The organism is Vibrio navarrensis (assembly GCF_015767675.1).
In the GTDB taxonomy this organism is placed as follows: domain Bacteria; phylum Pseudomonadota; class Gammaproteobacteria; order Enterobacterales; family Vibrionaceae; genus Vibrio.
The window spans coordinates 491,363-514,375 of the sequence record NZ_CP065218.1 but is presented as its reverse complement, the minus strand read 5'-3'; the positions used below and the strand labels follow the sequence as shown (position 1 = coordinate 514,375).

Genomic DNA, 23,013 nt, shown 5'->3' with positions numbered 1-23,013 from the left:
ATAACTCACGGTTTTTTTGCTATATCTATACAGGAGATTTTTTTGTACAAGGTGTGGTGTGATGGAAAAGACAGGTATCAAAGTTGGCGTCAGCGCCTGTGTGCTTGGCGATAAAGTCAGATTTGACGCTGGACACAAACTGAGTCGATTTGTTGTCCAGGATCTTGGCGCATATATGGATTTCGTTTCTGTTTGTCCGGAAGTGGGGATGGGCATGCCTGTGCCACGCCCGACAATTCGTTTGGTCTCGGACGCCGAACGCATTGCTTTAGTGGAGAGCAAAAATCCTGACAAGGATTACTCGCATGCAATGCTGGCCTATTCCGAACAGAAAGTATCGCAACTGATGGACGCAGAGTTGAGTGGTTATATTGTCTGCGCCAAGTCGCCAACCTGTGGTATGGAAAAGGTCAAGGTGTATAAACAGCATGGCGCGGAGAAAGAGGGGGTCGGCTTATACACGCAGACTTTGATGCGCAAAATGCCGTGGTTGCCCGTAGAAGAAGATGGCCGACTGCACGACCCGGTATTGCGTGAAAATTTCATCACCCGCGTTTATTGCTTGCATGATTTTAATCAGAATGTGGCACGCGTGCGTACGCGCAAGAGCATTGTCGATTTCCACTCACGTTATAAACTGACCTTGATGGCCCACCACCCGCAATCCTATCGTGAGCTTGGCCGCTTGGTTGCCGCGATTGCTGAGTACGACTTGGAAGCCTTTATCCCCTTATATCGAGAGGATTTGATGCGTGCATTAACCCACCGTGCCAGTCGCAAAAACAATACCAATGTGTTGATGCACTTGCAGGGCTATTTTAAGAAAGTGCTCAATAAAGAGCAGAAAGCAGAGTTGGCTCGAACAATTGACGAGTATCGTCAAGGCATGCTGCCTTTGTTGGCGCCACTGACACTGATAAAACATTATCTCAACACTTATCCCGATGATTATCTGCAAAGTCAGAAATTTTTGGCTCCTCATCCTCAGGAATTGAAGTTACGTTATGGTTTGTAAGCAAACAGAAGAGAAACTCTACGCCATCCGCGAAGTGGCAGAAATGACGGGCGTGAAGCCAGTGACACTCAGAGCCTGGCAGCGTCGCTACAATCTCGTTCAGCCGCAACGGACCGAAAAAGGTCATCGGCTATACAATGAAGAAAACTTGGCGATGATCCGCGATATCCAAGGCTGGCTGGCCAAAGGGGTCGCGATTGGTAAAGTGCAGGCCTTGTTGGGCCAAACGGCCGATATTAGCCGCCTAGAGAGCCAAGCGCTTGAAGAAGTCGAAGCTATGCTCTCTGCGTTAGCCGATCTCAGTGCAGGCAAAGTGGAAAGCCTATTAAACACTGTGCTGCGCGAGTACCCCTTCAACGTGGTGTGTGAGCAGTTTCTATCGCCGATATTGCAGTCTGTGGAGTTGGTGAAAAGCGCTAACCGTTCACTGCAAAAAGGGTTGTTGCGTTCGATCCTTGTGCGTCGTTTAGCCGCCGTATTGGATGCCGAGAACAAAGCGGCGAGCAAAGGTAAGTGTTTGATTATCAGTTATGAAAGCAGTGATTCGTTGGCAAGCTGGATAGAAGCAGTGCGTTTGAGCGATCAAGGCTGGCATATCACTTTGATTGATCACGTTGATGATGTCAGTGGTTTGCTGCAAGCCGATGTGTTAGCTAAATATCAGCGGGTGCACCTGTTTTCCAATCGTGCGCTGCAGGAGAAGCAGCAAAGTATTGTGCGTCAACTGCAACAGCAAAATTCAACGATCACGCTGTCAGAAGTGCTGAGCAAACTCCATTTTGAGCAGGAAAGTCAATGAAACTGGTTTGGTTTAGACGCGATCTGCGCGTGATCGATAACCCCGCTTTGCAATATGCAACACAAAACTCGCAGCAGGTGGTCGCCTGTTTTGTCGCCACGCCAGAGCAGTGGCAATCTCAGCACATGGCGCCTATTCAAGCAGACTGGATTTGGCGTCGCTTACCTGAGTTGCAACGCGACCTCGCGGCGCTCAATATTCCTATGCTTTACGCCGAAGTGGACACTTACCAACAGAGTGCAGTACAAGTTGCTAGCTGGGCTCGGCGGCTCGGCGCAGATAGCGTGGCGATCAATGCTGAATATGAAGTGAATGAGCAGGCGCGTGACCATTGGCTGGAAGCTGAGTTAGCGCAAAGCGGCATGCATCTACAAAGTTTTCACGACAAATGTCTAATGCCACCTGGTTCAGTGCGCAACAAGCAGGGCGAGTACTTCAAAGTCTTTACCCCGTTTAAACGTGCTTGGTTAAGCCAGTTTACGCTGCCCGTGATTGCCACCTCTTCTGCGGTTGCACCTTGTCACTTACCGCAAAGCTTGGCTGAGCAAATTTTAACGCCTGACGCGCCATTTTCTTTCCCGAGAAAAGCCAGCGATGCTTGGCCAGCAGACAGCACTGCGATTTTGCAGCGCCTCAGGGACTTTTGCTCAACGTCGGTGGATAGCTACGACAAGCAGCGCGATTTTCCCGCAGTGGCTGGCACCAGTCAGTTATCGCCCTATTTAGCGTTAGGCGCGTTGTCGGTACGCCAATGCATCGTGCGTTTGCATTGGCAGCAAGCGTTTTTATCGCCGGGGCGGGAAACGTGGCTGAGTGAGCTGATCTGGCGCGAGTTTTATCAACATCTGATTTGGTTTGAACCTAAGTTGGTAAAAGGGGCGGGCTTTGTCGAATGGGAAAACAAACTCTTTTGGCCGGGTAAGTCAGCATGGCTTACAAAGTGGCAGCAAGGCCAAACTGGGTATCCGATAGTCGATGCGGCGATGCGCCAACTCAACGAAACCGGGTGGATGCACAATCGCCTGCGCATGATCGTGGCGAGTTTTCTCACCAAAGATTTGCACCTCAACTGGCGCGATGGCGAGCAGTATTTTATGCAAAATCTGATTGATGGTGATTTTGCAGCCAATAATGGCGGCTGGCAGTGGTCGGCATCCACAGGTTGCGACGGTCAGCCCTATTTTCGCATTTTCAACCCGACCAGTCAGGGGGAAAAATTTGACCCGGATGGTCGCTTCATTCGCCGCTGGGTGCCTGAGCTGACAAGTGTACCCGATAAATACATTCATCAGCCGTGGAACTGGCCTGGGAAAAGCATGCTCAGTTACCCAGCGCCGATGGTTGATCACAAACGGGAAAGAGAGATAACCTTAGCGGAGTACAAAAGAGCAAAGGACAGCGACTAGATGAAAGGCAAGACGGCGCGATTATCGGCTTATTTTATTTCTCTGTTGGCCAGTGGCAGTTTATGGGCGGCGACATTTGATTTGCCGCGGGAAGGGAGCCGCTTGATTGGCCGCATTCAGCACCATGTAGTTGAAAGTGGTGAAACCATGGCCAATATTGCCAAGCACTACGATGTCGGTTTTCTTGCTTTGATGGCGGCCAATAAAGGGGTTGATCCTTTCTTGCCGCAAGAGGGTTACGTGCTCTCAGTACCAACACAGATGATCCTGCCGCCTGTGGAATACAAAGGCATAGTGATCAATCTGGCCGAGCTGCGTCTTTACTATTTTGAGCCTGAAATCAACAAGGTACACGTGTTCCCAGTCGGGATTGGTCGTATTGGCCGAGACACGCCAGAAATGGTGACCAAAATCAGTGAAAAACGACCGAACCCAACGTGGACGCCGCCCGCTTCTATCCGTAAAGAGTATCTTAAGAAAGGTATTGAACTTCCTCCCATCGTACCCTCAGGCCCGGAAAATCCGCTCGGAGAATTTGCGCTCCGTCTTGCCTATGGCAGTGGTGATTATTTGATCCACGGTACCAATAAAGATTTTGGTATCGGTTTACGTGTCAGCGCTGGTTGCATTCGAATGGAGCCAAAAGATATCGAATGGCTGTTCTCTCAAGTGCAGAAAGGGGAGCAGGTGGCGGTTATCAACCAGCCAGTTAAAGTCAGCTTGGAGCCGGGGCGTATTGTCTATCTTGAGGCGCATGAACCACTGACACGCAGCAACGGTGTACAAGATGAACTGACTGTGCCTATCGAGTTGGATTGGTGGATGGGAGAGCTCAATTTGGATGACAGCAAAGCAAGAGCGGTACTGACATCACAAAACGGGGTGCCCGTTGAAGTGGCAGCGCCAGACTTTGGTTAAGTCCGGCGCTGAGTGAAGATTATTTGGTATAAGATTGCGCGATATTATCAATACGCTCGTTAGCACGCACCGCTTCTTCTTGTGCTGCCATCGCGGCCATTGACGCTTCTTTTGCCGCCATTGAGGCGTTTTGGGCCCGCATTTCTGCATCGGCTTGATTGCTCTTCAATGCCGCGACTTCTTTGCTCAGCATCTCAACCTGATTCTTCAGATCGTCAACTTGCGACATGGCCGCTTTGGTCTGCGCATCCGGTCCTGATGCACACCCCGCCAGTAAAAGGACAGACGTTGCGGCAGCTGCAATTAGGATTTTGTTCATAAAAACTCCTTGTTCTACTTTTTAGTTAGTCACTGCTTAGATCAATCATAAAGCTTATATCAATCATAAAGACACCATGATTGTAAACAGTATAAGTGACAAGTGTGAGTTAAACTGTGGCAGAGGCGCAAATACCTGAATTTTTGACCAAACACTCACTTTTTGCCCGTTGTACCTCGCGGCTAGCGGATGTTGAGCTTGAAACTAGGCCGCAGAGGTGGATTAATTTTCTGTGATCTCTATCCTTTATCAAGTGGTTTGCGGTATCATTGCGCGTTTTTTAAAAGCCATTTCCAGCATAAAATTTGCCTGTCTGGACTGGTGCGAATAAGTGGAGAACCCTTTGCAATTTAAAGATTTAGGCCTAGATAATCGTTTGTTGAAAACCTTAAAGCATTTTGATTTCAAGCAAGCGACCAAAATTCAGCAGCAAGCCATTCCCGTGGCGATCGCAGGAAAAGACTTGCTGGCATCGTCCAAAACCGGTTCAGGTAAAACCCTTGCGTTTGTGTTGCCGATTTTGCACAAATCTTTAAAGAACAAAGCATTATCTGCAAAAGATCCTCGAGCGCTCATTCTTGCGCCAACCCGTGAGTTAGCCAAACAGGTGTACGGAGAGTTGCGCTCTATGCTAGCGGGCTTGTCTTACGATGCGACCTTGATTGTTGGTGGGGAAAACTTCAATGATCAGGTGAAAGCGCTCAGCCGCTACCCGAAATTCATTGTCGCCACGCCTGGGCGTTTGGCTGACCATCTTGAGCACCGCTCACTTTATTTAGACGGCCTGGAAACGCTAGTGCTAGATGAAGCCGATCGCATGTTGGATCTCGGTTTTGCCCCAGAGCTGCGTCGGATCCACAACGCGGCCAAGCATCGTCGTCGTCAGACGCTCATGTTTTCTGCGACGTTAGATCATGCGGAAGTGAATGACATCGCATCGGAAATGCTTGATTCACCGAAGCGCATTTCCATCGGTGTTTCGAATGAAGAGCACAAAGACATCACACAGCGTTTCTACTTGTGTGACCATCTTGATCACAAAGAAGCCTTACTGGATCGCGTATTAAGCGAAGCCGAATACCGTCAGGTGATCATTTTCACCGCCACGCGTGCTGACACCGATCGCCTGACGGAAAAACTCAACCAACAAAACCTCAAAGCGGTGGCTCTGAGCGGTGGGTTAATCCAAACCCAGCGCAACACCATCATGAGCCAGTTTGAGCGTGCGGTGTTTAAGATCTTAGTTACAACCGACATTGCTTCGCGTGGTTTGGATATTGCTAACGTGACTCATGTGATTAACTTCGATATGCCAAAACACACCGAAGAGTATGTGCATCGCATTGGCCGTACTGGACGTGCTGGCAACAAAGGCGACGCAATTTCGCTTGTCGGGCCAAAAGATTGGGACAGCTTTAAGCGTGTTGAAGCGTTTTTGCAGCAGGACATTACCTTTAGCCACTTCGACGATCTGAAAGGCAAGTTTACCGGTCTGAAACCACGCAAACCGGATTACCATAAAAAAGCGGTGGTGCAGAAGAAAGCCAAACCGCAAGCAAAATCGACAGCGAAGAAACCTGCTAAGCGCGACAGGAGCTTCTATCAGAATGTGGCCGTGGGCGACAGCATCTTTATTCCGAAGAAAAAGTCACCATCTGCTGCTGACGAGTAATCCTCAACCTTCTTGTTTGAAAAACCGCCGACTGGCGGTTTTTTTCTGTCCCTAAATCTTCGCGATATGATCGATTGGCCGCTTTTACCGTCGATCGTATGTAAACGAGATGTATTCCTACTACTGTCATGTGACATTAATCTCAAAAATAACGCCAATGATAATTGATATCATTTCTATTTATAGGCAGAATAGGCACGTTTATTAATTCTATAAATCTAAGTGCCTTTTCTCATGAAATTTGCTCATGTTTTACTCATGCTGGCTGTGGCTCCGGCAGGAATTACTTTTGCCCAAGATTCTTACCAATGGCTGCGCGATGAGAGTCGCCAATCATCGCAAGTGCTGGAGTATTTGCAGCAACACAATCGCTTGACTGACGAGGTACTGTCACCTTTACGTGATTTGCAGCATTCGTTACTGAGCCAATGGCAAGCGATGACGGTCAGTAAGGCTGATGAACCTTGGCAAAGCCGTTTCGCAATGGAATGGAAGCTCTCTTCGCAGCAGGGCGAACTCAGTTTGTTGCGCCGAGCAAACGCAAAAGCGCAAGCTCAGCTGGTCTACTCGTTTGCGCCAAGACAAGCGCAAGCCGAATACTATCAAATCGGTGCTTGGGCGGTCAGCCGCGATCAAAGTAAGTTGCTGTTTAGCGAAGATATCGACGGCTCAGAGCGCTATCAACTGGTGGAAGTCGACCTCAAACAAGGGGGAGAGAAAATCTTAGCCACCGGGCTCGATCAGTCAATGCTTTACTCGGCCGATGGGCAATATGTTTACTTGATTCGTAGAGATCCCACCACGCAAAGGCCAAGTGAAATCCGCCGCCTAACCGTCGCCGATTTGAGCGAACAACTGATTTGGCAAGAGGAGAGAGCGGACTGGTTACTCTCTTTTTATCAAGCCAGCGATCCGCGTTATGCCTTGCTGCAAAGCAATAATGAAAATAGCAGTGAACAAAAACTGCTCGATCTACAAAGCGGTGAAGTGCGGCCAATTCGCCCAGCGCAAGCTGGCCTTGAGTATTACGCCGATGTCGCCAAAGACACGCTGTTCATCAAGAGTAATTTGCACGGCCAACCGCGCTTGTATACCGCGCCGCTGAAACAGCCAAGTGAGTGGACGCGTTTTACTCAGGCGCTGGATGGGTTGCAGCAGTTCTATCTGTTTGCCGACGCGCTAGTGGCCGTGACTCAGCAAAAGGCCGATTCACAAGTCTTGGTGTTTAACTATGCTGGCGAGTTGAAAAAGCGTTTGCCGCTTAATCAGCAAGGACAAGTGGCGTGGGTATCGCGCAATGGCGATTTCTCCAGCAATCAACTTCGTCTGCGCAGCATGTCCATGACTACTCCGCCAATGTGGCAAGAGTTGAATGTGAAGACGCTTGATCTGGTGACGTTGTCACGAGATGTCTATCAAAACTACCATGCTGAGCGCTACGTTTCTGAGCAGGTGATCCTTGATCAAAATGGGGTTGAGGTGCCGATCACGCTTGCCTATCGCAAAGATAAACTTACCGCACACTCGCCAGTGATTTTGTACGGCTACGGGGCTTACGGTTTTACCATGAAACCTTACTTTATGCTGCAAATCATCAGCTTGCTGGATCAAGGGGCGATTTACGCCATTGCCCATGTGCGCGGCGGCGGGTACTACGGCGACGCTTGGCATCAAGCGGGGCGAGGTGAGCAGAAACGCCACTCGATGGATGATTTCGTCGCCGCCGCCAAAAGCCTGCAACACTACCAACAGGGTGAGCGTTTGGTTTACGCCATGGGCTCTAGCGCGGGCGGCACTTTAGTGGCTGGAGCGCTCAATCAAGCGCCGCAAGCTTTTGCCGGAGCGGTGCTTAAAGTGCCGTTTGTCGATGTGGTGAACAGCATGACCGACACCAGCCTACCGTTGACTGAGCAGCAATATGGCGAGTGGGGCAATCCGCAGGTGGAAAGCGCGTTAAAAGCGATGCAAGCCTATGACCCGTATGGAAATATCAAAGCCGTTCCTTATCCACCCTTATTGGTGCAGATCGGCCTAAATGATCAGCGTGTGCCTTATTGGGAAGGAGCCAAATATCTCAGTAAGTTGGCCGCATTGAGCACCGGTCAAGGTCCTTATTTACTGCAAACCGATTTCGAATCGGGCCATGCCAGCGATCGCCGAAAAGCGCTGGAGCAACAAGCGTTGGAATACGCGTTTCTGATTTCACTGTTTAAAACATCGAGCCAAGCGGAGCAAAAATGAAGTTGAATCCTGTTTGTGCGGCGGTACTGTCGGTACTGGCTGCAAATGTCGTCCACGCGCAAGAAAACCTAGCGGTGATGGAAGAAGTGGTCGTTACGGCGAATAGGATTGAGCAGCCGATCTCGAAGGTGGCGGGCAGTGTCGCGGTAGTGACGGGGGATGCGCTGGAAGAGAGAGGCGTGACCGAGCTGTACGATGCGCTGCAAGGCGAGCCCGGCGTGAGCGTGACGGGCGGTGCGGGCCGACCACAAAACATCACCATTCGTGGTATGACGGGCAATCGTATCAGCATCATTCGCGATGGCATTCGCTCTGCTGACGGCTTTGGCGCCAATGACATCAATGATCAAGTGGGGCGCGATACCTTTGATCTTGCCAATGTAAGTACCATTGAGCTTATCAAGGGAGCGAGCTCATCGGTGCATGGTTCGGGGGCGATTGGCGGCGCGGTGATCTTAAAATCCAAGCAGCCGAGTGATTTTTTGCAAGGCAAGGATTTCTACGCCGATGTTTCTGGCACGTACACCGACATCAGCCAAAAGTACAAAGGTGCGAGCAATCTCGCCTTTCGTTCTGGCGATACTGACAGCCTGATCAGCGTGGCTTACTGGCAAGGGCAAGAGACGCGCAATTTTGATCAAGATTCCTATAACCGTGAGCTTGATGGTTATAGCGTGGCGTACAGCCTCAACCATTTTTACAGCGATGAGCTGATGTTAAAAGCGCGCGCCGAGCTGTACACACAAAACCAAACTCGTTTGGAAGGCTCCGCCTCGATTCAAAAAGATGGAGAGTGGAAAATAGAAGACTTCGCGCAAGATCAAAGCAGCGAAGAATACAGCGCTTACCTTGGCGCTGAACTTACCCCGCTGGATCCCACTTGGTTCCGTCAGTTAGATACGAAACTCTATTGGCGTCATACTGAGTCAGACGAGCAAACCAACCGTTTGATGCATCAAGTGGATCACAATAATTTGCTGGTCAAGCGCCGCGAACAGGAACACAAAACCTTCACCGATGAAACAATCGGCATGCGCGCTGATTTCACGCAGTCGCTTTTCGCCGCAGGCGCAGATCATCAGCTGGCATTTGGCATCGAACTGGCAAGTGACTACTACCAACGCACCGATCGCGATAAGGTGCTGGATTGGAACGGCGTCAAAATCTCAGCCAAGCAGCCGTTTGCCCCGGCTCGCGCTTACAACCTTGGGCTGTATGTGCGAGACATGATCGAGTTGCAACAATGGACCCTTACCGGCGGCTTGCGCTTTGACGCTCATCGCTTGACGCCAGATGCCGATGGCGAAGTCGGCGGTTTCCCGCTGAAAGATATCGACAGTTCAGAGCTGTCGCCGAGTTTGTCGTTGTCGCGCGAGCTATTTGCCAACAACCGGGTTTATCTCTCTTACAACCACGGTTACCGAGCCGCGGAATATGACAAAGCCTATGGCTATGTGTCACACGAGTTCGTTCCTCTGACCCCTTTCGTGATTGCGCCGAATCTGGATCTTAAAGCGGAAACCTCGGAATCTTTTGAGATTGGCAGCAAATTTGATAACGGCCGCGTGCGTTTGTCGCTGGCTGCGTTTTACAACAAGTTCGACAATTTCATCGATATCGTCACCATCAGCTTTGATACCAACAGCGGCAATTATATCAAGCAATATCAAAACCTTGAGGGCGTAGAAACGTATGGCGCAGAAGTCTCTGCGGGTTACGCCTTGAGCCAAAAGTGGGACGTCGGCGCCAAGCTGGGTTACGTCGATGGGAAAGAGGCAGACGGCGATTACATTCGCAGTATCACGCCACTGGAAGGCAGTGTGTCGCTCGGCTATCACGTGCAAGATTTTAGTGCCTACGGCTTATGGAGCTGGGCAACGGCGATGGATCGCGTACCGACCTGCCAAACCGATCTCGGTTTAGCGGCTCAGTGTGCCATCACCAGCGCGTGGAATCGTGTGGATATCGGGGCGACCTACCAGCTGTCTAAAGATCTTCGTCTCAGTGCGACGATCGCCAACCTGTTTGACAAAAAGTACATCCGTTATCAAGACGTTGCCGGCATTCTTGACCAAGACAAGCACTACTCGAGTGAGCCGGGACGCTATTTCACTCTCAATGCCAAATATCAGTTCTAGGATTTCACCATGAAGTTAACCCCTTTAGCGCTGTCACTTTTGGTTGCGGCAGCGCCAGCGATTCAGGCCGGACAGTGGGATTACCCTGCCGAAGGCACGACGGTCGCCGATGCCGCGCAAGCCAAAAGCTACCTTGATGCCCATTATGCGCAGGACGGCGAGTTTATCTTGCGCTACCAAACGGCGTCGAAGCTGGGCCGCCATTACAATTTTGATGTTTGGGTCAATGGTGTTTATCAGCCGCAGCGCGCCTTGGTCGTGACGACTAACCCAGAGCAGCAAGTGGTGCGTGTGTTTAAAAGTGTGCAAGACACGCAGCTGCGTAACGGCCAAGCGCTGGTGGCGGCAGAAATCGAGTCACCGCGCACGCTGGAAGCAAAGGAGCCGCCAGCACTGAGCTCAGGTAGTTTACTGGATGTTACAGTCTCGCTGTTTGACCCAGATCTGCGCACCATGCAGCAACAAGCGGCGCCAGAGACGGTCTGGTCCTCATTGGATGAATACCCGCAAGCGGTCGAGTATGTTGAGAAATCCATTCAAGTTTTGCAAGCCGATGGCCAGCTCTACCTTGCCAATCCGCGTGTTAAGCAAGTGGACGCGCAGGCGCTGCTCGCGGTCACTGAGCAGGGTGGCGAGCCTGTGCGTGACAGTGGTGATTTCTTAGCGCCTGAGGGCGTTGAAGCATTTCCTTCTATTGATGCGTTGCAAAGTGTGCGTTTGGGTGACGACGCTTTTCCGCAGCTCATGGCGTTTTATCATCTCGATAGCTCGCTGCGCTATTTAGCCAGCCTGAACTACACCTTGTTTAGAGAGCCACTGCGTTTTGATGCGCGCGGTTTAGCCAAGGACAATTCCAGTTACTACTACGGCCCGCGTGCGGTGATGTTCGGTATCGGTGGCGCGTCGCCTGACGCCATCGATGCCGACGTGATCCGTCATGAGCTCGGTCACGGCATTCATTATCAGATAGTACCGGACTGGGCTTATGGACACACAGGAGCGATTGGCGAAGGGCTGGGAGACTATTGGGCAGGCAGCGCCAGCTATCGTCAGCAATATTTGGACGCTTCTCGTCGCGGTCAAGAGTTTGAGATTGATACCGTATTTAATTGGGATGGTGTGTTTGGCGTGCGCCGCTCGACCCGCAGCTTGTGGAATCAGCGCGCGCGCTACTTCGAAGAGGCCGAATACCCCGCGCACGTGAGTGTGGGAGGTGAATTAGGTGACGAGCTTTGGTCAACGCCGCTGTTTCAAGCGCTCAAAGCGGCGGTCGCCCGTTATGGTGATGGCAGTGACAGCGTGTTTCGAGAGTTTGACACCATTGTGCTTGAGGGCATGTACGGGGTTGGCCGTGGGGTAAAAATGCACGATTTAGCGGAGTCGACGGTTTTTGCTGCCAAAACGCTGTTTCCAAACAAGGAATATGCGCAGTTTCTTATTGAAAGCTTCAATCGTCATAACCTGCTCAAAGCGCCATTCAACGTGCGCTACAACTCCCGTTACATTGGACAAAACGAGCCAGTTGAACTCAGCCTGACGGCCAATGAGCGCCAAGCGAGCATTCAAGGTCAATGGCAGCTCAACGGAGCGAAGGTGCGAGAGATCGCGACCACCTTATCGGATGCGCAAACCTTGCAGGTCGCACTGCCCGATGGGCTTGTTTGTGGCGCGCAGTTTGACTCGACAGTGGCGTTGGATTATCAGTTCGCCGACAGACTAAAAGCGCAGTCGTGGCGCGACATCGTATCGCTAGTGAACGGCACGCCGCTGCTGCAAACCCCAGCCAGAAACCTGAATGCGCCTTTGCTGGATGCCAAAGTCGATAGCCAAGGCAGGACTAGCCCCGGCAACAAGATCTTTGTGCAAACCCTAACCGACAAAACGCGCAAAATTGACAGCAGCTTCGCCGTTTATTTGCACATCGAGCACAGCGCACTGCAAGACCTGCAGGTGACGTTGATCTCTCCGCAAGGCAAATCGGTGCCACTGCTCAGTCACCAATCTGGCTCTCAACACGGTTTTCAAGGTTACTTCACGGCTCAGTATGACGAGGAGCTGCAAGCGCTACTTGGCGAGCCAAGCTGGGGCACTTGGCGTCTTGAAATATCTGATCGCATCTCGGGGAACGTTGGGGTTCTGAAATCGTGGGGCGTAAGTCATTTTGCTCAATATCAGTGCAGTGCGGGCAGCCGCAACAATACGGATGGTGAGAGCCAGAGCAGCCGTTCCGGTGGCAGCGGTTCTCCTTTTGCTTTGCTCGGGCTGCTACTGCTTGCCATGGTGAGAGCCTTGCGCTCTCGATAACAACAAACGCAATTTACTAGAAGAAGATCAATCTATGAAGTTTCAATATTCTGTCATTGCTATCTCTTTAGCTCTTGCTGGCTGCGGTGGTGGAGGCGGCGGTAGCGGTAGCGGTAGCGAAGTGCCAACCTACCAAGTGTCAGGAAATATCGCGATGCCCGGTTCACTGCTCGATACGTCGGTGTGTATCGATGACAACCAAAATTTTGTCTGCGATAGCACTGAGCTGAAAGCGAAAAGCGACAATAGCGGCAAATTCTCTCTTACCTCGACCAACAAAAACATCTTGATCAGCACGATCCTGGCGCAAGTGGATAACGGAGCAGGGCAGGTCGTACCGCTGGCGGCTCCGGGGCAACGACTCGCCCAGGGGAATCGCATCAATGGCGTGACCACCTTGCTGGCGGGGTTGGTCAATGATGGTTACACCTTAGAGCAAGCGGAGCAGATCGTGCAATCGCAGTTGACCGCGGCGGGCGTATCGCTAAGTGGCAGTGTGCTGGCAAATGCCAGTGAAAACGCGTTGGTGACGCTGGAACAAAACACGCTGGCCTTGCTGGCTGAGATGACGACAGATCAAATGAGAAGCGGCGTTTCGTTGTTAGCGCAGGATCTGAGTTTTGACGGCAAATCCCTCACGGCTGCGCTCCTTACTTCACCGGAGCGCGCTGCACTCGTTGCGAACATCGTCTCCGAAGTACAGCGTCGTATCGGCCACAATGATACAGGCGCGACACTCTATTTCACCGATGGCGATCAAGAGGTGGCGGAAGCGCAAGAGTCTTACCCTGGGCAGGATGCAGAATATGGCCTTGATAACAGCGACCAACAAACGCTGACGGGCAACGGTTTCAAATTTGTTAAGTTGGATGCCAAAGGTCAAACCTTAGCCGATGACGCGACCAATTGGGCTTGTACGCTGGATGAGCGTAGCGGGCTGGTGTGGGAAAACAAAAGTGGCGATGCCAGCTCAGTGCAGTTTAAGGATCGCACCTTTGTGTTTGAGTCACAGACTTTCAAACCTTACAGCGACGATCTGCAAGTGGTTGGTTGTGTCGAGGCCAAAGACAATCTCTGCTCTACCCAACAATACGTTGCACACATGAACCAACAAAGTCTGTGTGGCATCACTCAGTGGCGTTTGCCGACCTACCTTGAGTTTTACGACATCATCGACTTTGGGGAAACGGCCAAAGATGAAAACGATCAAGTCTATGGTCTCGATGTCCGCTATTTCCCCCAGCAGACACAAGGCAGCCCAGATCTTAATACTGGCGCGATTTGGCTGAACAACATTAGCTTCAACAGCTATTCGCCATATCAAACTTTGGGCGTGGTTCAGTTTCCGGTGGTCGCGACCAAAGGTGCGGATCGTGGATACGTGAGCTTTGTGGAAATTTACTCCGATAAGGTGAGCCCAGATAGCGGTACTTCCTTCCAATTCCCAATCCGTCTGGTTGCAGCAAAGGAGCAGTAAGATGAAAAAATTAATCACCGCACTGGCGCTCGCTGCGGCGTCTCAAACGGCGATAGCCGCGCAAGAGTGTTCAATTGATATCGCCAAAAGTGCCCCAAACTCGCGTTATGATTACTCCGCGCAAGGTACAGTAACCGATTTGAAAACAGGTTTGACGTGGATGCGCTGCCCGGTTGGTATGAGTTGGAATACGGCGCAGCAAGCGTGTACGGGTACGGCTGACCAGGTGACGTGGCAAAGTGCACTTTTGACCGCCCAGCAGATCCGCGATGAGTCGGGTAACCATGCACTGCACAATTTTGCGGAGAAAAAGCAGTGGCGTTTGCCAAACATTAAAGAGTTGGTCGCTTTGACCGAGCACGCTTGCTTCGGCCCGGCGATGAATGGGACGGCGTTTGCTAGCGGCTACACGGTGGAAACAGGGGATTTAAGCGGTTATATCTGGAGCAACACACCAAGTGGTGATGGGCAGGGGATCATGACCTTTGATTCCGTTAATGGTGAGGTGTACAACTACCCTCATTCTGCGCAGAGCAGCACCTTCTCAATGTTATTGGTGACCGACGAACAATAATCAAGGTGCAGATGCGAATCGCTGTCTACTAAAACTCAGCGATTTACTGAAAATCAATAGCAACAAGCTCCGCACTGGCGGAGCTTGTTCTTTTTCGTCACATGAAATGGTTTATCGAGGCGCTCAAAGCAAAATCCTAAGCTTTAAACCTTGAAGTAAGCCAATTGTTGCTTTTGGTTCTCCGCCAAGTTAGAAAGCTCGTGGCTCGCCGCCGCCGCTTGGGTAATGCCTGTAACATTTTGACTCACCAGTTCGTAGATATTGCTCAGATTGCTGTTGATGTCTGACGTCACCTGATTTTGTTCTTCAGACGCGGTCGCCACTTGAGCGTTGATCAGTGCCAGTTCTTCAATCGAATGGCTGATCTCCTGCAGTGTGGCACTGACATCGCTGGCCAAGGTTTGGTTACTGGTCAGCATTTGCAAACTGGAGTTCATGCTCTCGTTGGCCCGCCCCGATTGATTTTGCAGCTCTTCAATGATGGCTTGGATCTCTTTGGTCGAGTCTTGCGTTCTTGCTGCGAGCATACGTACTTCATCGGCGACCACCGCAAACCCTCGGCCGCTTTCACCCGCTCGCGCTGCTTCTATGGCGGCGTTGAGCGCGAGTAGGTTGGTTTGCTCCGAGATGCCTTGAATCACTTCAATCACTTTGCCAATTTGTTCCGATTGGGTTTTCAGCGAGGTGACCACTTGGGCGGCGTTGTTAAGCTGCTCGGCCATCTTGTCGTTGGCACGGCTGTTTTGTTCGAACATATTTAGGCTACGTTTAGCCAGTTGATTGGCTTGATTGGCAGCACCATCTGCTTTGGCCGCGTTGGCGGTCACATCGGCGGCGGTCGATTCCATCTGGTTGACGGCGGAAGCCACCTGTTCGACTTCGCTCTTTTCTTGATCAGAGTTGACACTCGACTGTGTCATTACGGCAGCAAGTTCGGTCGACGCTGACGCCACATCGACACTGATACGCACCAGAGAATCGACGGTTTGGCGTAACTGCTTCACCGTGCTGTTGACATCTTGCGCCAGTTGCGCGACTTCATTTTTGCCTTCTACCTCGGCGTTAACCAGCAAGTTACCGCTGGCGACTTGTTGCATCGTCTGCTGCAAAGCTCGGATCGGCTTAACGATCAGGCTGGCTAACAGCAGGCTAATCAGCGCGGCGACGGTCAGAATGCCAATCATGGCGAACACGGATACCATCAGGGTTTTATCGTGCTGTTGCCCCGTTTCGCTGACCTCATCTAATGCCATCTGATTGAGCTTTGTGGACAGTCGATCAATCGCTTTCACCATCTCTTCGCCAGCGAAGCGATAGGCGCTCATGGCGTTATCGTATTGCTCCTGAAAGCCCGGTGGCGGGTAACGCTCGTGATGCTTGGTATTGAGCAGTGGCAGCATGGTATTGCGAGAATAGCTTACGTAGTGATCCAGCGCCTGACGCATTTGCTGCGTCTCCGTTTCTAAGCCATCCATGGTGCTTATCTGGTTAAGCAAGAGGCGAATATTGCTTTGTCTCTCACCGAGGACTTGACTCAAGGTACTGACATCATCGGGATTAAACAGGCTATAAATGGCCTTGATGCGCATGGCGTACATGTTATCGACGATTTCGCCCAACTCACTTTTGTGTACGATGAGCTGCTCTGTGGAGACAGTGACGCGTTCAAACGCCTGCTTAAGTGTGCTTGTGCCTACGGTGAGCCCTGCGAGTAAAAGAACAATGGTAAACGCGACCGGCAGCAAAATTTGTGCCTTGATCGACAGTGCGCTAAGTAATTGACGCATTAAAACAACCCTCTGTATTTATTTTCTAAATGATAATAAATATTATTTGTGATTTATACATAAATCTATCAATTGAAATTTGGCCTATTCAACCACTTATTTTGTCAAAAATATCACTACTAATTTGCTGTGTGTCTCAAATCGGTGAGATGGTGCGAACGAGTGCCGATTTCTTGCGCATATCTGTAACTTTTGATGAATAGATTGCTTGTTGAGAGTCGGTTCTAGCAGGTATGGCGCGGTTTTTAGTCCAGGGCGCAAATAATGTTTTTCTCGCCTATTTTCTCTAAGTAGTGGCTGCGATTATTAATTGATCAATCAGCAATGTGTCATAGAGGGTTCAATTAAGTGAAACACAAATGTCACATTCGCGTCCTAAAGTGAGCTTCGTTCAAGTAAAACACAACGGCAATCGAGCCATAAAGGATATTGTGATGAAAAAGACAGTAATCGGTGCAATCGCTCTATTGGGCGCTCTGACAGTGACCTCAGCTTCTGCTAAAGAAACTATCTCTGCAGTGGGTTCAAGCAGTGTAACTCCACTGATGGAAGTTTTCTCTGAAACGTACATGAAGAAAACCCCAAATGTATTTATCGAAGTACAAGGACCGGGTTCTTCTGCTGGTGTGAAAGCGGCGAAAAACGGCAGTGCCGACCTTGGCATGTCATCTCGTGACCTAAAATCTTCTGAAAAAGAGCCAACTTTGGTTGAAGAAGTGGTCGCTCGTGACGGTATCGCAGTGGTGGTTAACCCTAAAAACACGCTAAAAGGCCTGACGGCTGAACAAGTGACTGCAATTTACAAAGGTGAAGTGACCAACTGGAAACAAGTTGGCGGCGAAGACAAACCAATCGTTGCGATTACTCGTGACACCGCTTCGGGTACTCGCGGCGCATTCGAAGACATCATGAGCTTGAAAAAGAAAGTCTCTGGTAAAGAAGTATCGGCTATCTCTCAACGCGCTCAAGTCGCCAACGGTAACGGTGCGCTGAAAACTATGGTTGCTTCAAACCCATACGCAATTGGTTATATTTCACTGGGCACTGTGGATGAATCCGTTCACGCACTCGCGATTAACGGTACCGACGCATCGGTAGCTAACGTGAAAAACGGCTCTTACAAAGTAGCGCGTCCTTTCCTCGTGCTTTACAAGCAAGGCAAACCTTCAGCAGAAACTCAGAAGTTCCTAGATTGGATGCTGACACCTGAAGCACAAACTCTGGTAGAGAAAGAAGGCTACATCTCAGTTCACTAATCAATATCGCTCAATTTGCTCAGCCCTGATTGTGGGCTGAGCGTTTTCTATCCACTTCGAACTTTATCGAAACGTGAGATTTTATAATGACCATCGCAACTCGTAGTGAAAAGCTTATGAACAGTGAAGCCAAAGCTATTAGCAAATCCGGTTTACGTACACAAAAGAGAGTTGACTGGCGGGAACGTATCTTCCACGGTCTTTTCTTAACCAGCGCGGTGATTGGCATCGTCTCTTTGGCTGTGATTGCCTACTTCATTGTGCGAGAGAGTATTCCCGCTTTCCAAGAGGCTGGTGTTTCAGGCATCGTACTCGGTGAAGATTGGCTGCCACCTGCACTTTATGGTGTCGCGACCATGATCGTCGCTTCAATGGTGTCCACCTTTGGCGCTGTTTTGGTTGGTGTGCCTGTCGGGGTGTTAACCGCCATCTTTATCGCAGAAATTGCGCCAAAGCGTGTCGCCGATATCATTCGTCCAGCGGTTGAACTGCTCGCCGGCATCCCCTCGGTCGTTTACGGCTTCTTTGGCCTAGTTATCATCGTACCTCTGATCCAAAACGTTTTTGACGTCCCAGCGGGTAACACCATTTTGGCAGGGATTATTGTGCTTGGTGTGATGATTCTGCCGACGGTAATTACCGTATCAGAAACCTCGATTCGTGCGGTGCCAAGAGCTTACAAAGAGGGCTCCTTGGCGCTGGGTGCTTCGAAAATTTTTACTATCTTCAAACTGCTTGTTCCTGCTGCGCGCAGCGGCATCATGACTGGCGTTATTCTAGGAATTGGCCGAGCGCTTGGCGAAACTATGGCCATCATTATGGTGATGGGCAACGCTCCAGCCATGCCACAAGGCATTTTAGACTCCGCTCGTACACTGACGGCAAACATCGCGATTGAGATGTCCTATGCCAGTGGTGTGCACGCCAATGCACTCTACGCCACAGGTGTCGTGCTGCTGGTGTTCATCATGATGCTCAACGCATCTCTGCTTTACCTTAACCGAGAAAAAGCGAAGTAATCGTTTGTGAAGGTGACAATTATGGATCGCGCAAAATTAAAACAAGCACGTCAGTTTAAAGACAATGTGTTAAGTGGCTTTATCTGGTTGGCAGCGGCTCTGACCGTTGGCTTCCTCTTCTGGATCATCTGGTACATTCTGTCGAATGGCTTACAGCACGTGGATTGGAATTTCATTACCGACGATTACACTCGTACGGGTGATGAGCACGGCATCTTCCCGATGATCATCTCAACCATTTACATGGTTATTGCTTCTATCGCAGTAGCGGCGCCTCTGGGCATCATGACCGCGATTTATTTAACCGAATACGCCAAAGTGGGTAGCCGCTTGGTCAAGGTGATTCGCTTCTGTACTGAATCGCTGGCAGGTATTCCATCAATTATCTTCGGTCTGTTTGGTATGACGTTTTTCGTTGCCATTCTTGGCCTTGGTTTCTCGATTCTCTCCGGCGCGTTAACCCTGAGTATTCTGATTTTGCCTGTGATTATCCGTACCACGGAAGAGGCGTTGATGGCCGTGCCACAGACATATCGCGAAGGCTCTTACGGTTTGGGCGCTTCTAAAATTTACACTATCTGGCGTTTGATTCTTCCAAGCGCAATGCCAGGTATCTTAACCTCGGTCATTCTAAGTATTGGTCGTGTCATCGGTGAATCCGCGCCTGTGTTCCTCACAGCAGGCATGGTTGCACGTATTCCTGATTCGTTATTCGATTCAGGCCGTACGCTAACGGTTCACCTTTATAAGCTAACCACAGAGCTGTTTACCATCGAAGAGTGGAATCAGGCTTACGGTACAGCAACGGTGCTGATTGTATTGGTCCTTCTGATCAACATGGTGACCAAACTGATCGCCAAGCGCTTCAACACCGCAACGTATTAATCACTGCGCGCTTTCGCAGGTTAAATGACACGAATTTTCCGATTTAGAGATGAAGAACATGAACAAATTTGATATCGAAAACTTAGACCTTTTCTACGGCGACAACCAAGCGCTAAAAGCGATCAATCTACCGATTCCTGTCCGCCAGGTGACGGCGCTAATCGGCCCTTCAGGCTGCGGAAAATCGACGCTGCTGCGCTGCCTCAACCGCATGAACGACCTGATTGAAGGGGTAAAAATCACCGGTAAATTGGCGATGGATGGTGAAGATATTTATGGCAACGTTGATGTCGCCGATCTGCGCATCAAAGTCGGCATGGTGTTCCAAAAGCCAAACCCGTTCCCAATGAGCATCTATGAAAACGTGGCCTATGGCCTGCGTGCCCAAGGCATCAAAGACAAAAAACACATCGATGAAGTAGTAGAAAGCTCTCTACGCAGTGCCGCGCTGTGGGATGAAGTGAAAGATCGCTTGAAATCACACGCGTTCGGCCTTTCTGGTGGTCAGCAACAGCGTTTGTGTATTGCTCGAACGATTGCCATGGAGCCGGATGTGATTCTGATGGACGAACCGACCTCCGCACTTGACCCGATCGCAACGCACAAAATCGAAGAGTTGATGGAAGAGCTGAAGAAGAACTACACCATTGTTATCGTAACCCACTCGATGCAGCAAGCGCGCCGTATCTCCGACCGTACCGCTTTCTTCCTGATGGGAGAGTTGGTGGAGCACAACGAGACGCAAGTGATTTTCGGTGAGCCGAAAGATGACCGTACTCGCGGCTATGTGAATGGTGACTTTGGTTAATACCGAATTGCTGGCATACAATATTATAACTACAAGCGATGGTAAATCTTGCCCCTCATACGAGGGGCTTTTTTCTATTTGTGGTAATAAAAAGCCTCATAAGATAGCAAGTCTGTTGGCACTTAAACTGTTGCCGCTATCGTATTTGTGACTATTCAACGGGCAAATTTGCGAAGCACTTAACAGCTGATTGTTAATGCGATTGATTGCACATTGACTCCTCGCTAACTTTAATTCGAGAGAATAATTAAGTGGTGTAGCAAGGTGAAGATCAGGAACTTTACACGTAAGGTATCGTCAACGAGGGATCATCGACTGTTGGCGCAAACCATCTTTGAGTTTTTGTCTGAGTTGGTGGGTCCGAAAGCGATGGTGATTTTCGACGATCCGCTGATCAACACCTCTTTTACTTTGCAATACCGTCATGGTGAACCGTGCAGTTTAAGCGAGTTTCCTGCCACCTTTTGGTCATGGGCGGGCCAGTTTGATACTTCGGAAAGCTTAATTCCTCTGGCCATCAACACCTGCAACTGGGATCACCAACAGCCTTTAGGTGGCGCCAGCTACATCATGATGCTGGACAACTATCCGATGCTGCGTACCTATTTGTTAATTCAGGGCGTAAACGAAGGCTCAGCGCACCATATTTATGAAGAGACCCACGATGTGATGCAACTGGCTGCGGCGCGCTGGCAGTGCATCCGCGCCGAAAAACACGCTTGCTTGGAAGTGAAAAATCGCGATATCCGTGAAGCGCAATACATTGACGAAATCAATCAGCGTGAGCGGTTTATCGACAACATGAAGTTGGTGCAGCAAGTGGCATTAGAAATTTCAAACCCCGGTTCGCTCAACGATCTCTACCGAATGGCAGTCGAGGCGCTGCGTGATCGCCTTGGTTTTGACCGCTCAACATTCATGTTGCTCGATATGAAAAAACGCTGTTTTAGCGGTACTTACGGTACCGACGAACACGGCAATACCGTCAGCGAATTCCACACTCAATACGATCTACACCAACTTGGTGAAGAGTACATCACCGCACTCTCCTCGCGTGAAACCAACCTGGTAGTGATTGATGAAACGCCGCTCTATACGGCTGGCAAAGTGGTCGGGCAGGGTTGGAATGTGATGCTGATTTTGCGTGACGGAAACGAGCCCTTCGGCTGGCTAGCGCTGGATAATTTTATTCACCGCAAACCCATCACCAGCTATCAAAAGCAGATGTTGCAGTCGTTCGGTGCGCTACTGTCGCAGATCTATATCCGTAAACGGCAAGAGCAAAACGTGCGCATGTTGCACTCCAGTATGGTGGAGTTGTCGCGTTGCACCACAGTGAGCGACGTGTGCCGTTCGGCGGTCAGTTTTGCCATTACTCACCTAGGCGTGGATCGCATGGCGGTGTTTCTCACCGATGAGAGCTGCTCTTACATGCAAGGGACTTGGGGTACGGACATTCAAGGCAATGTGGTCGACGAGTCCTATTTCTTTGGTGAAACACAAGATTATTCGTTGATTAATCTCGCTCGCTCTATGCCTAACGAAGTCGCGTTTGAAGAGTCAGTACCAATTTATCACGATTGCAATATTGTCGGTTTTGGCTGGGGAGCGATGACGCTACTCACCAGCAATAGCGATGGCCCGATTGCATTCATTGCGGTTGACAACCTATTAACCCGTGGGCCGCTGACCTCGCAACTGCGAGAGGTAATCCGTATGTTTGCCTCCAGTTTGGCTGAGGTGTTGCAACGCACTCAGGCGCAGGAAGCGATTCGTGAGCTCAATGAAAATCTGGAAAAAGAGGTGCGTAAACGCACGCTGGAGCTGGAACAAGCGAATCTGCAACTGGAAGTGCTCTCTAAACTCGATCCTCTCACACGGCTTGGTAACCGCCGCATGCTCGAACATGTTATGGAAACCGCTTGCCACAATGACGATGAGCAGGAACTCGCTTTTGGTTTGATCTTGCTTGATATCGACCACTTTGGCTTGTTCAACAACCATTACGGCCATTTAGAAGGCGACATTGCCTTGATACGCATCGGCCACATTCTTGAGCATCACACGCAAAATGAAGAAGAAGTGTTCTGCCGCATTGGCGGTGAAGAATTTGTTTTGTTGATGGTAGGGAGCGATGAAAAGACGGTCAGAGCAAGAGCAGAAAGTATTCGAGCGCGGATTGAACAAGAGCAAATTAAGCACGAAGTGAATCCGCATGGCCATTTGCTGACCGTTTCTGTCGGCGTATCAAGCAAACGAGCCTATGGCCGCGACCTGCATTTTGATCGCCTTTATCAACAAGCCGACCAAGCGCTCTACCGAGCAAAAGAAACGGGGCGCAACCGAGTGTGTCATTATCACGATATCGTTGAAGCGCTCACCGAATAATGGCCAT

Annotated in this window: 17 protein-coding genes; 15 read left to right on the top strand and 2 right to left on the bottom strand. The window is 50.3% G+C overall.

Going from position 1 to position 23,013, the window contains the following annotated elements; all coding sequences use genetic code 11:
• Positions 1-61: 61 nt before the first annotated feature.
• The 4 genes from I3X05_RS19030 to I3X05_RS19015 are packed head-to-tail and all read left to right on the top strand — an operon-like array spanning position 62 to position 4,138.
• Positions 62-1,015: a YbgA family protein gene (locus I3X05_RS19030; protein WP_193158064.1), complete on the top strand. Its 954-nt coding sequence runs from the start codon at positions 62-64 to the stop codon at positions 1,013-1,015.
• Positions 1,005-1,814 (top strand): MerR family transcriptional regulator, encoded by an 810-nt coding sequence (locus I3X05_RS19025; protein ID WP_045568641.1) that lies wholly within the window; start codon positions 1,005-1,007, stop codon positions 1,812-1,814. The genes I3X05_RS19030 and I3X05_RS19025 overlap by 11 nt, the downstream gene beginning before the upstream one ends.
• Complete coding sequence (phrB, locus tag I3X05_RS19020; protein ID WP_337971418.1) at positions 1,811-3,220, top strand: deoxyribodipyrimidine photo-lyase; 1,410 nt, start codon at positions 1,811-1,813, stop codon at positions 3,218-3,220. Before I3X05_RS19025 ends, phrB begins: the two co-directional genes overlap by 4 nt.
• The gene (locus I3X05_RS19015) at positions 3,221-4,138 is read left to right on the top strand and encodes a L,D-transpeptidase family protein (protein WP_045568639.1); all 918 of its coding nucleotides are present in this window, start codon (positions 3,221-3,223) and stop codon (positions 4,136-4,138) included.
• Between the two features lie 19 nt (positions 4,139-4,157).
• Here I3X05_RS19015 and I3X05_RS19010 read toward each other — a convergent pair whose 3' ends face one another.
• Positions 4,158-4,457 (bottom strand): Lpp/OprI family alanine-zipper lipoprotein, encoded by a 300-nt coding sequence (locus tag I3X05_RS19010; protein WP_045568638.1) that lies wholly within the window; start codon positions 4,455-4,457, stop codon positions 4,158-4,160.
• A 331-nt stretch (positions 4,458-4,788) separates the two neighbouring features.
• On the opposite strand from I3X05_RS19010, the gene I3X05_RS19005 reads away from it, so the two are divergent.
• The 6 genes from I3X05_RS19005 to I3X05_RS18980 all read left to right on the top strand — a co-directional run bounded on the left by I3X05_RS19005 (position 4,789) and on the right by I3X05_RS18980 (position 14,863).
• Positions 4,789-6,129 (top strand): DEAD/DEAH box helicase, encoded by a 1,341-nt coding sequence (locus I3X05_RS19005; protein WP_045568637.1) that lies wholly within the window; start codon positions 4,789-4,791, stop codon positions 6,127-6,129.
• Between the two features lie 234 nt (positions 6,130-6,363).
• Positions 6,364-8,370 (top strand): prolyl oligopeptidase family serine peptidase, encoded by a 2,007-nt coding sequence (locus I3X05_RS19000; RefSeq protein ID WP_045568636.1) that lies wholly within the window; start codon positions 6,364-6,366, stop codon positions 8,368-8,370.
• Positions 8,367-10,508: a TonB-dependent hemoglobin/transferrin/lactoferrin family receptor gene (locus I3X05_RS18995; protein WP_045568635.1), complete on the top strand. Its 2,142-nt coding sequence runs from the start codon at positions 8,367-8,369 to the stop codon at positions 10,506-10,508. The genes I3X05_RS19000 and I3X05_RS18995 overlap by 4 nt, the downstream gene beginning before the upstream one ends.
• A 9-nt stretch (positions 10,509-10,517) precedes the next feature.
• On the top strand, positions 10,518-12,812 hold the full coding sequence (locus tag I3X05_RS18990) for a proprotein convertase P-domain-containing protein (RefSeq protein WP_045568634.1): 2,295 nt from the start codon (positions 10,518-10,520) through the stop codon (positions 12,810-12,812).
• 34 nt (positions 12,813-12,846) lie between these two features.
• Entirely contained in the window at positions 12,847-14,289 is a 1,443-nt protein-coding gene (locus I3X05_RS18985) for a DUF1566 domain-containing protein (protein ID WP_045568633.1), read from the top strand.
• 1 nt (position 14,290) lies between these two features.
• Entirely contained in the window at positions 14,291-14,863 is a 573-nt protein-coding gene (locus tag I3X05_RS18980; RefSeq protein WP_045568632.1) for a DUF1566 domain-containing protein, read from the top strand.
• 143 nt (positions 14,864-15,006) lie between these two features.
• Here I3X05_RS18980 and I3X05_RS18975 read toward each other — a convergent pair whose 3' ends face one another.
• The gene (locus I3X05_RS18975) at positions 15,007-16,650 is read right to left on the bottom strand and encodes a methyl-accepting chemotaxis protein (RefSeq protein ID WP_045568631.1); all 1,644 of its coding nucleotides are present in this window, start codon (positions 16,648-16,650) and stop codon (positions 15,007-15,009) included.
• Positions 16,651-17,084: 434 nt separating this feature from the next.
• Here I3X05_RS18975 and I3X05_RS18970 point away from each other — a divergent pair, with 434 nt between their 5' ends.
• The 5 genes from I3X05_RS18970 to I3X05_RS18950 all read left to right on the top strand — a co-directional run bounded on the left by I3X05_RS18970 (position 17,085) and on the right by I3X05_RS18950 (position 23,006).
• Positions 17,085-17,906 (top strand): phosphate ABC transporter substrate-binding protein, encoded by an 822-nt coding sequence (locus tag I3X05_RS18970; RefSeq protein ID WP_045568630.1) that lies wholly within the window; start codon positions 17,085-17,087, stop codon positions 17,904-17,906.
• A gap of 86 nt (positions 17,907-17,992) precedes the next feature.
• On the top strand, positions 17,993-18,925 hold the full coding sequence (gene pstC / locus I3X05_RS18965; protein WP_039428023.1) for a phosphate ABC transporter permease subunit PstC: 933 nt from the start codon (positions 17,993-17,995) through the stop codon (positions 18,923-18,925).
• Positions 18,926-18,946: 21 nt separating this feature from the next.
• Entirely contained in the window at positions 18,947-19,810 is an 864-nt protein-coding gene (gene pstA / locus I3X05_RS18960) for a phosphate ABC transporter permease PstA (RefSeq protein ID WP_039428021.1), read from the top strand.
• 58 nt (positions 19,811-19,868) lie between these two features.
• Positions 19,869-20,618: a phosphate ABC transporter ATP-binding protein PstB gene (gene pstB, locus I3X05_RS18955; RefSeq protein ID WP_045568629.1), complete on the top strand. Its 750-nt coding sequence runs from the start codon at positions 19,869-19,871 to the stop codon at positions 20,616-20,618.
• A gap of 318 nt (positions 20,619-20,936) precedes the next feature.
• Positions 20,937-23,006 carry a sensor domain-containing diguanylate cyclase gene (locus I3X05_RS18950; protein WP_045568628.1) on the top strand — a complete coding sequence of 690 codons (2,070 nt, stop codon included), beginning with the start codon at positions 20,937-20,939 and terminating at the stop codon, positions 23,004-23,006.
• The last annotated feature ends 7 nt before the right edge of the window (positions 23,007-23,013 follow it).

Bases quoted from the DNA above. Each gene is read 5' to 3' on its own strand.
- I3X05_RS19030 (WP_193158064.1), top strand. From the start codon at position 62: ATGGAAAAGACAGGTATCAAAGTTGGCGTCAGCGCCTGTGTGCTTGGC.
- I3X05_RS19025 (WP_045568641.1), top strand. From the start codon at position 1,005: ATGGTTTGTAAGCAAACAGAAGAGAAACTCTACGCCATCCGCGAAGTG.
- phrB (WP_337971418.1), top strand. From the start codon at position 1,811: ATGAAACTGGTTTGGTTTAGACGCGATCTGCGCGTGATCGATAACCCC.
- I3X05_RS19015 (WP_045568639.1), top strand. From the start codon at position 3,221: ATGAAAGGCAAGACGGCGCGATTATCGGCTTATTTTATTTCTCTGTTG.
- I3X05_RS19010 (WP_045568638.1), bottom strand. From the start codon at position 4,457: ATGAACAAAATCCTAATTGCAGCTGCCGCAACGTCTGTCCTTTTACTG.
- I3X05_RS19000 (WP_045568636.1), top strand. From the start codon at position 6,364: ATGAAATTTGCTCATGTTTTACTCATGCTGGCTGTGGCTCCGGCAGGA.
- I3X05_RS18995 (WP_045568635.1), top strand. From the start codon at position 8,367: ATGAAGTTGAATCCTGTTTGTGCGGCGGTACTGTCGGTACTGGCTGCA.
- I3X05_RS18990 (WP_045568634.1), top strand. From the start codon at position 10,518: ATGAAGTTAACCCCTTTAGCGCTGTCACTTTTGGTTGCGGCAGCGCCA.
- I3X05_RS18985 (WP_045568633.1), top strand. From the start codon at position 12,847: ATGAAGTTTCAATATTCTGTCATTGCTATCTCTTTAGCTCTTGCTGGC.
- I3X05_RS18980 (WP_045568632.1), top strand. From the start codon at position 14,291: ATGAAAAAATTAATCACCGCACTGGCGCTCGCTGCGGCGTCTCAAACG.
- I3X05_RS18975 (WP_045568631.1), bottom strand. From the start codon at position 16,650: ATGCGTCAATTACTTAGCGCACTGTCGATCAAGGCACAAATTTTGCTG.
- I3X05_RS18970 (WP_045568630.1), top strand. From the start codon at position 17,085: ATGAAAAAGACAGTAATCGGTGCAATCGCTCTATTGGGCGCTCTGACA.
- pstC (WP_039428023.1), top strand. From the start codon at position 17,993: ATGACCATCGCAACTCGTAGTGAAAAGCTTATGAACAGTGAAGCCAAA.
- pstA (WP_039428021.1), top strand. From the start codon at position 18,947: ATGGATCGCGCAAAATTAAAACAAGCACGTCAGTTTAAAGACAATGTG.
- pstB (WP_045568629.1), top strand. From the start codon at position 19,869: ATGAACAAATTTGATATCGAAAACTTAGACCTTTTCTACGGCGACAAC.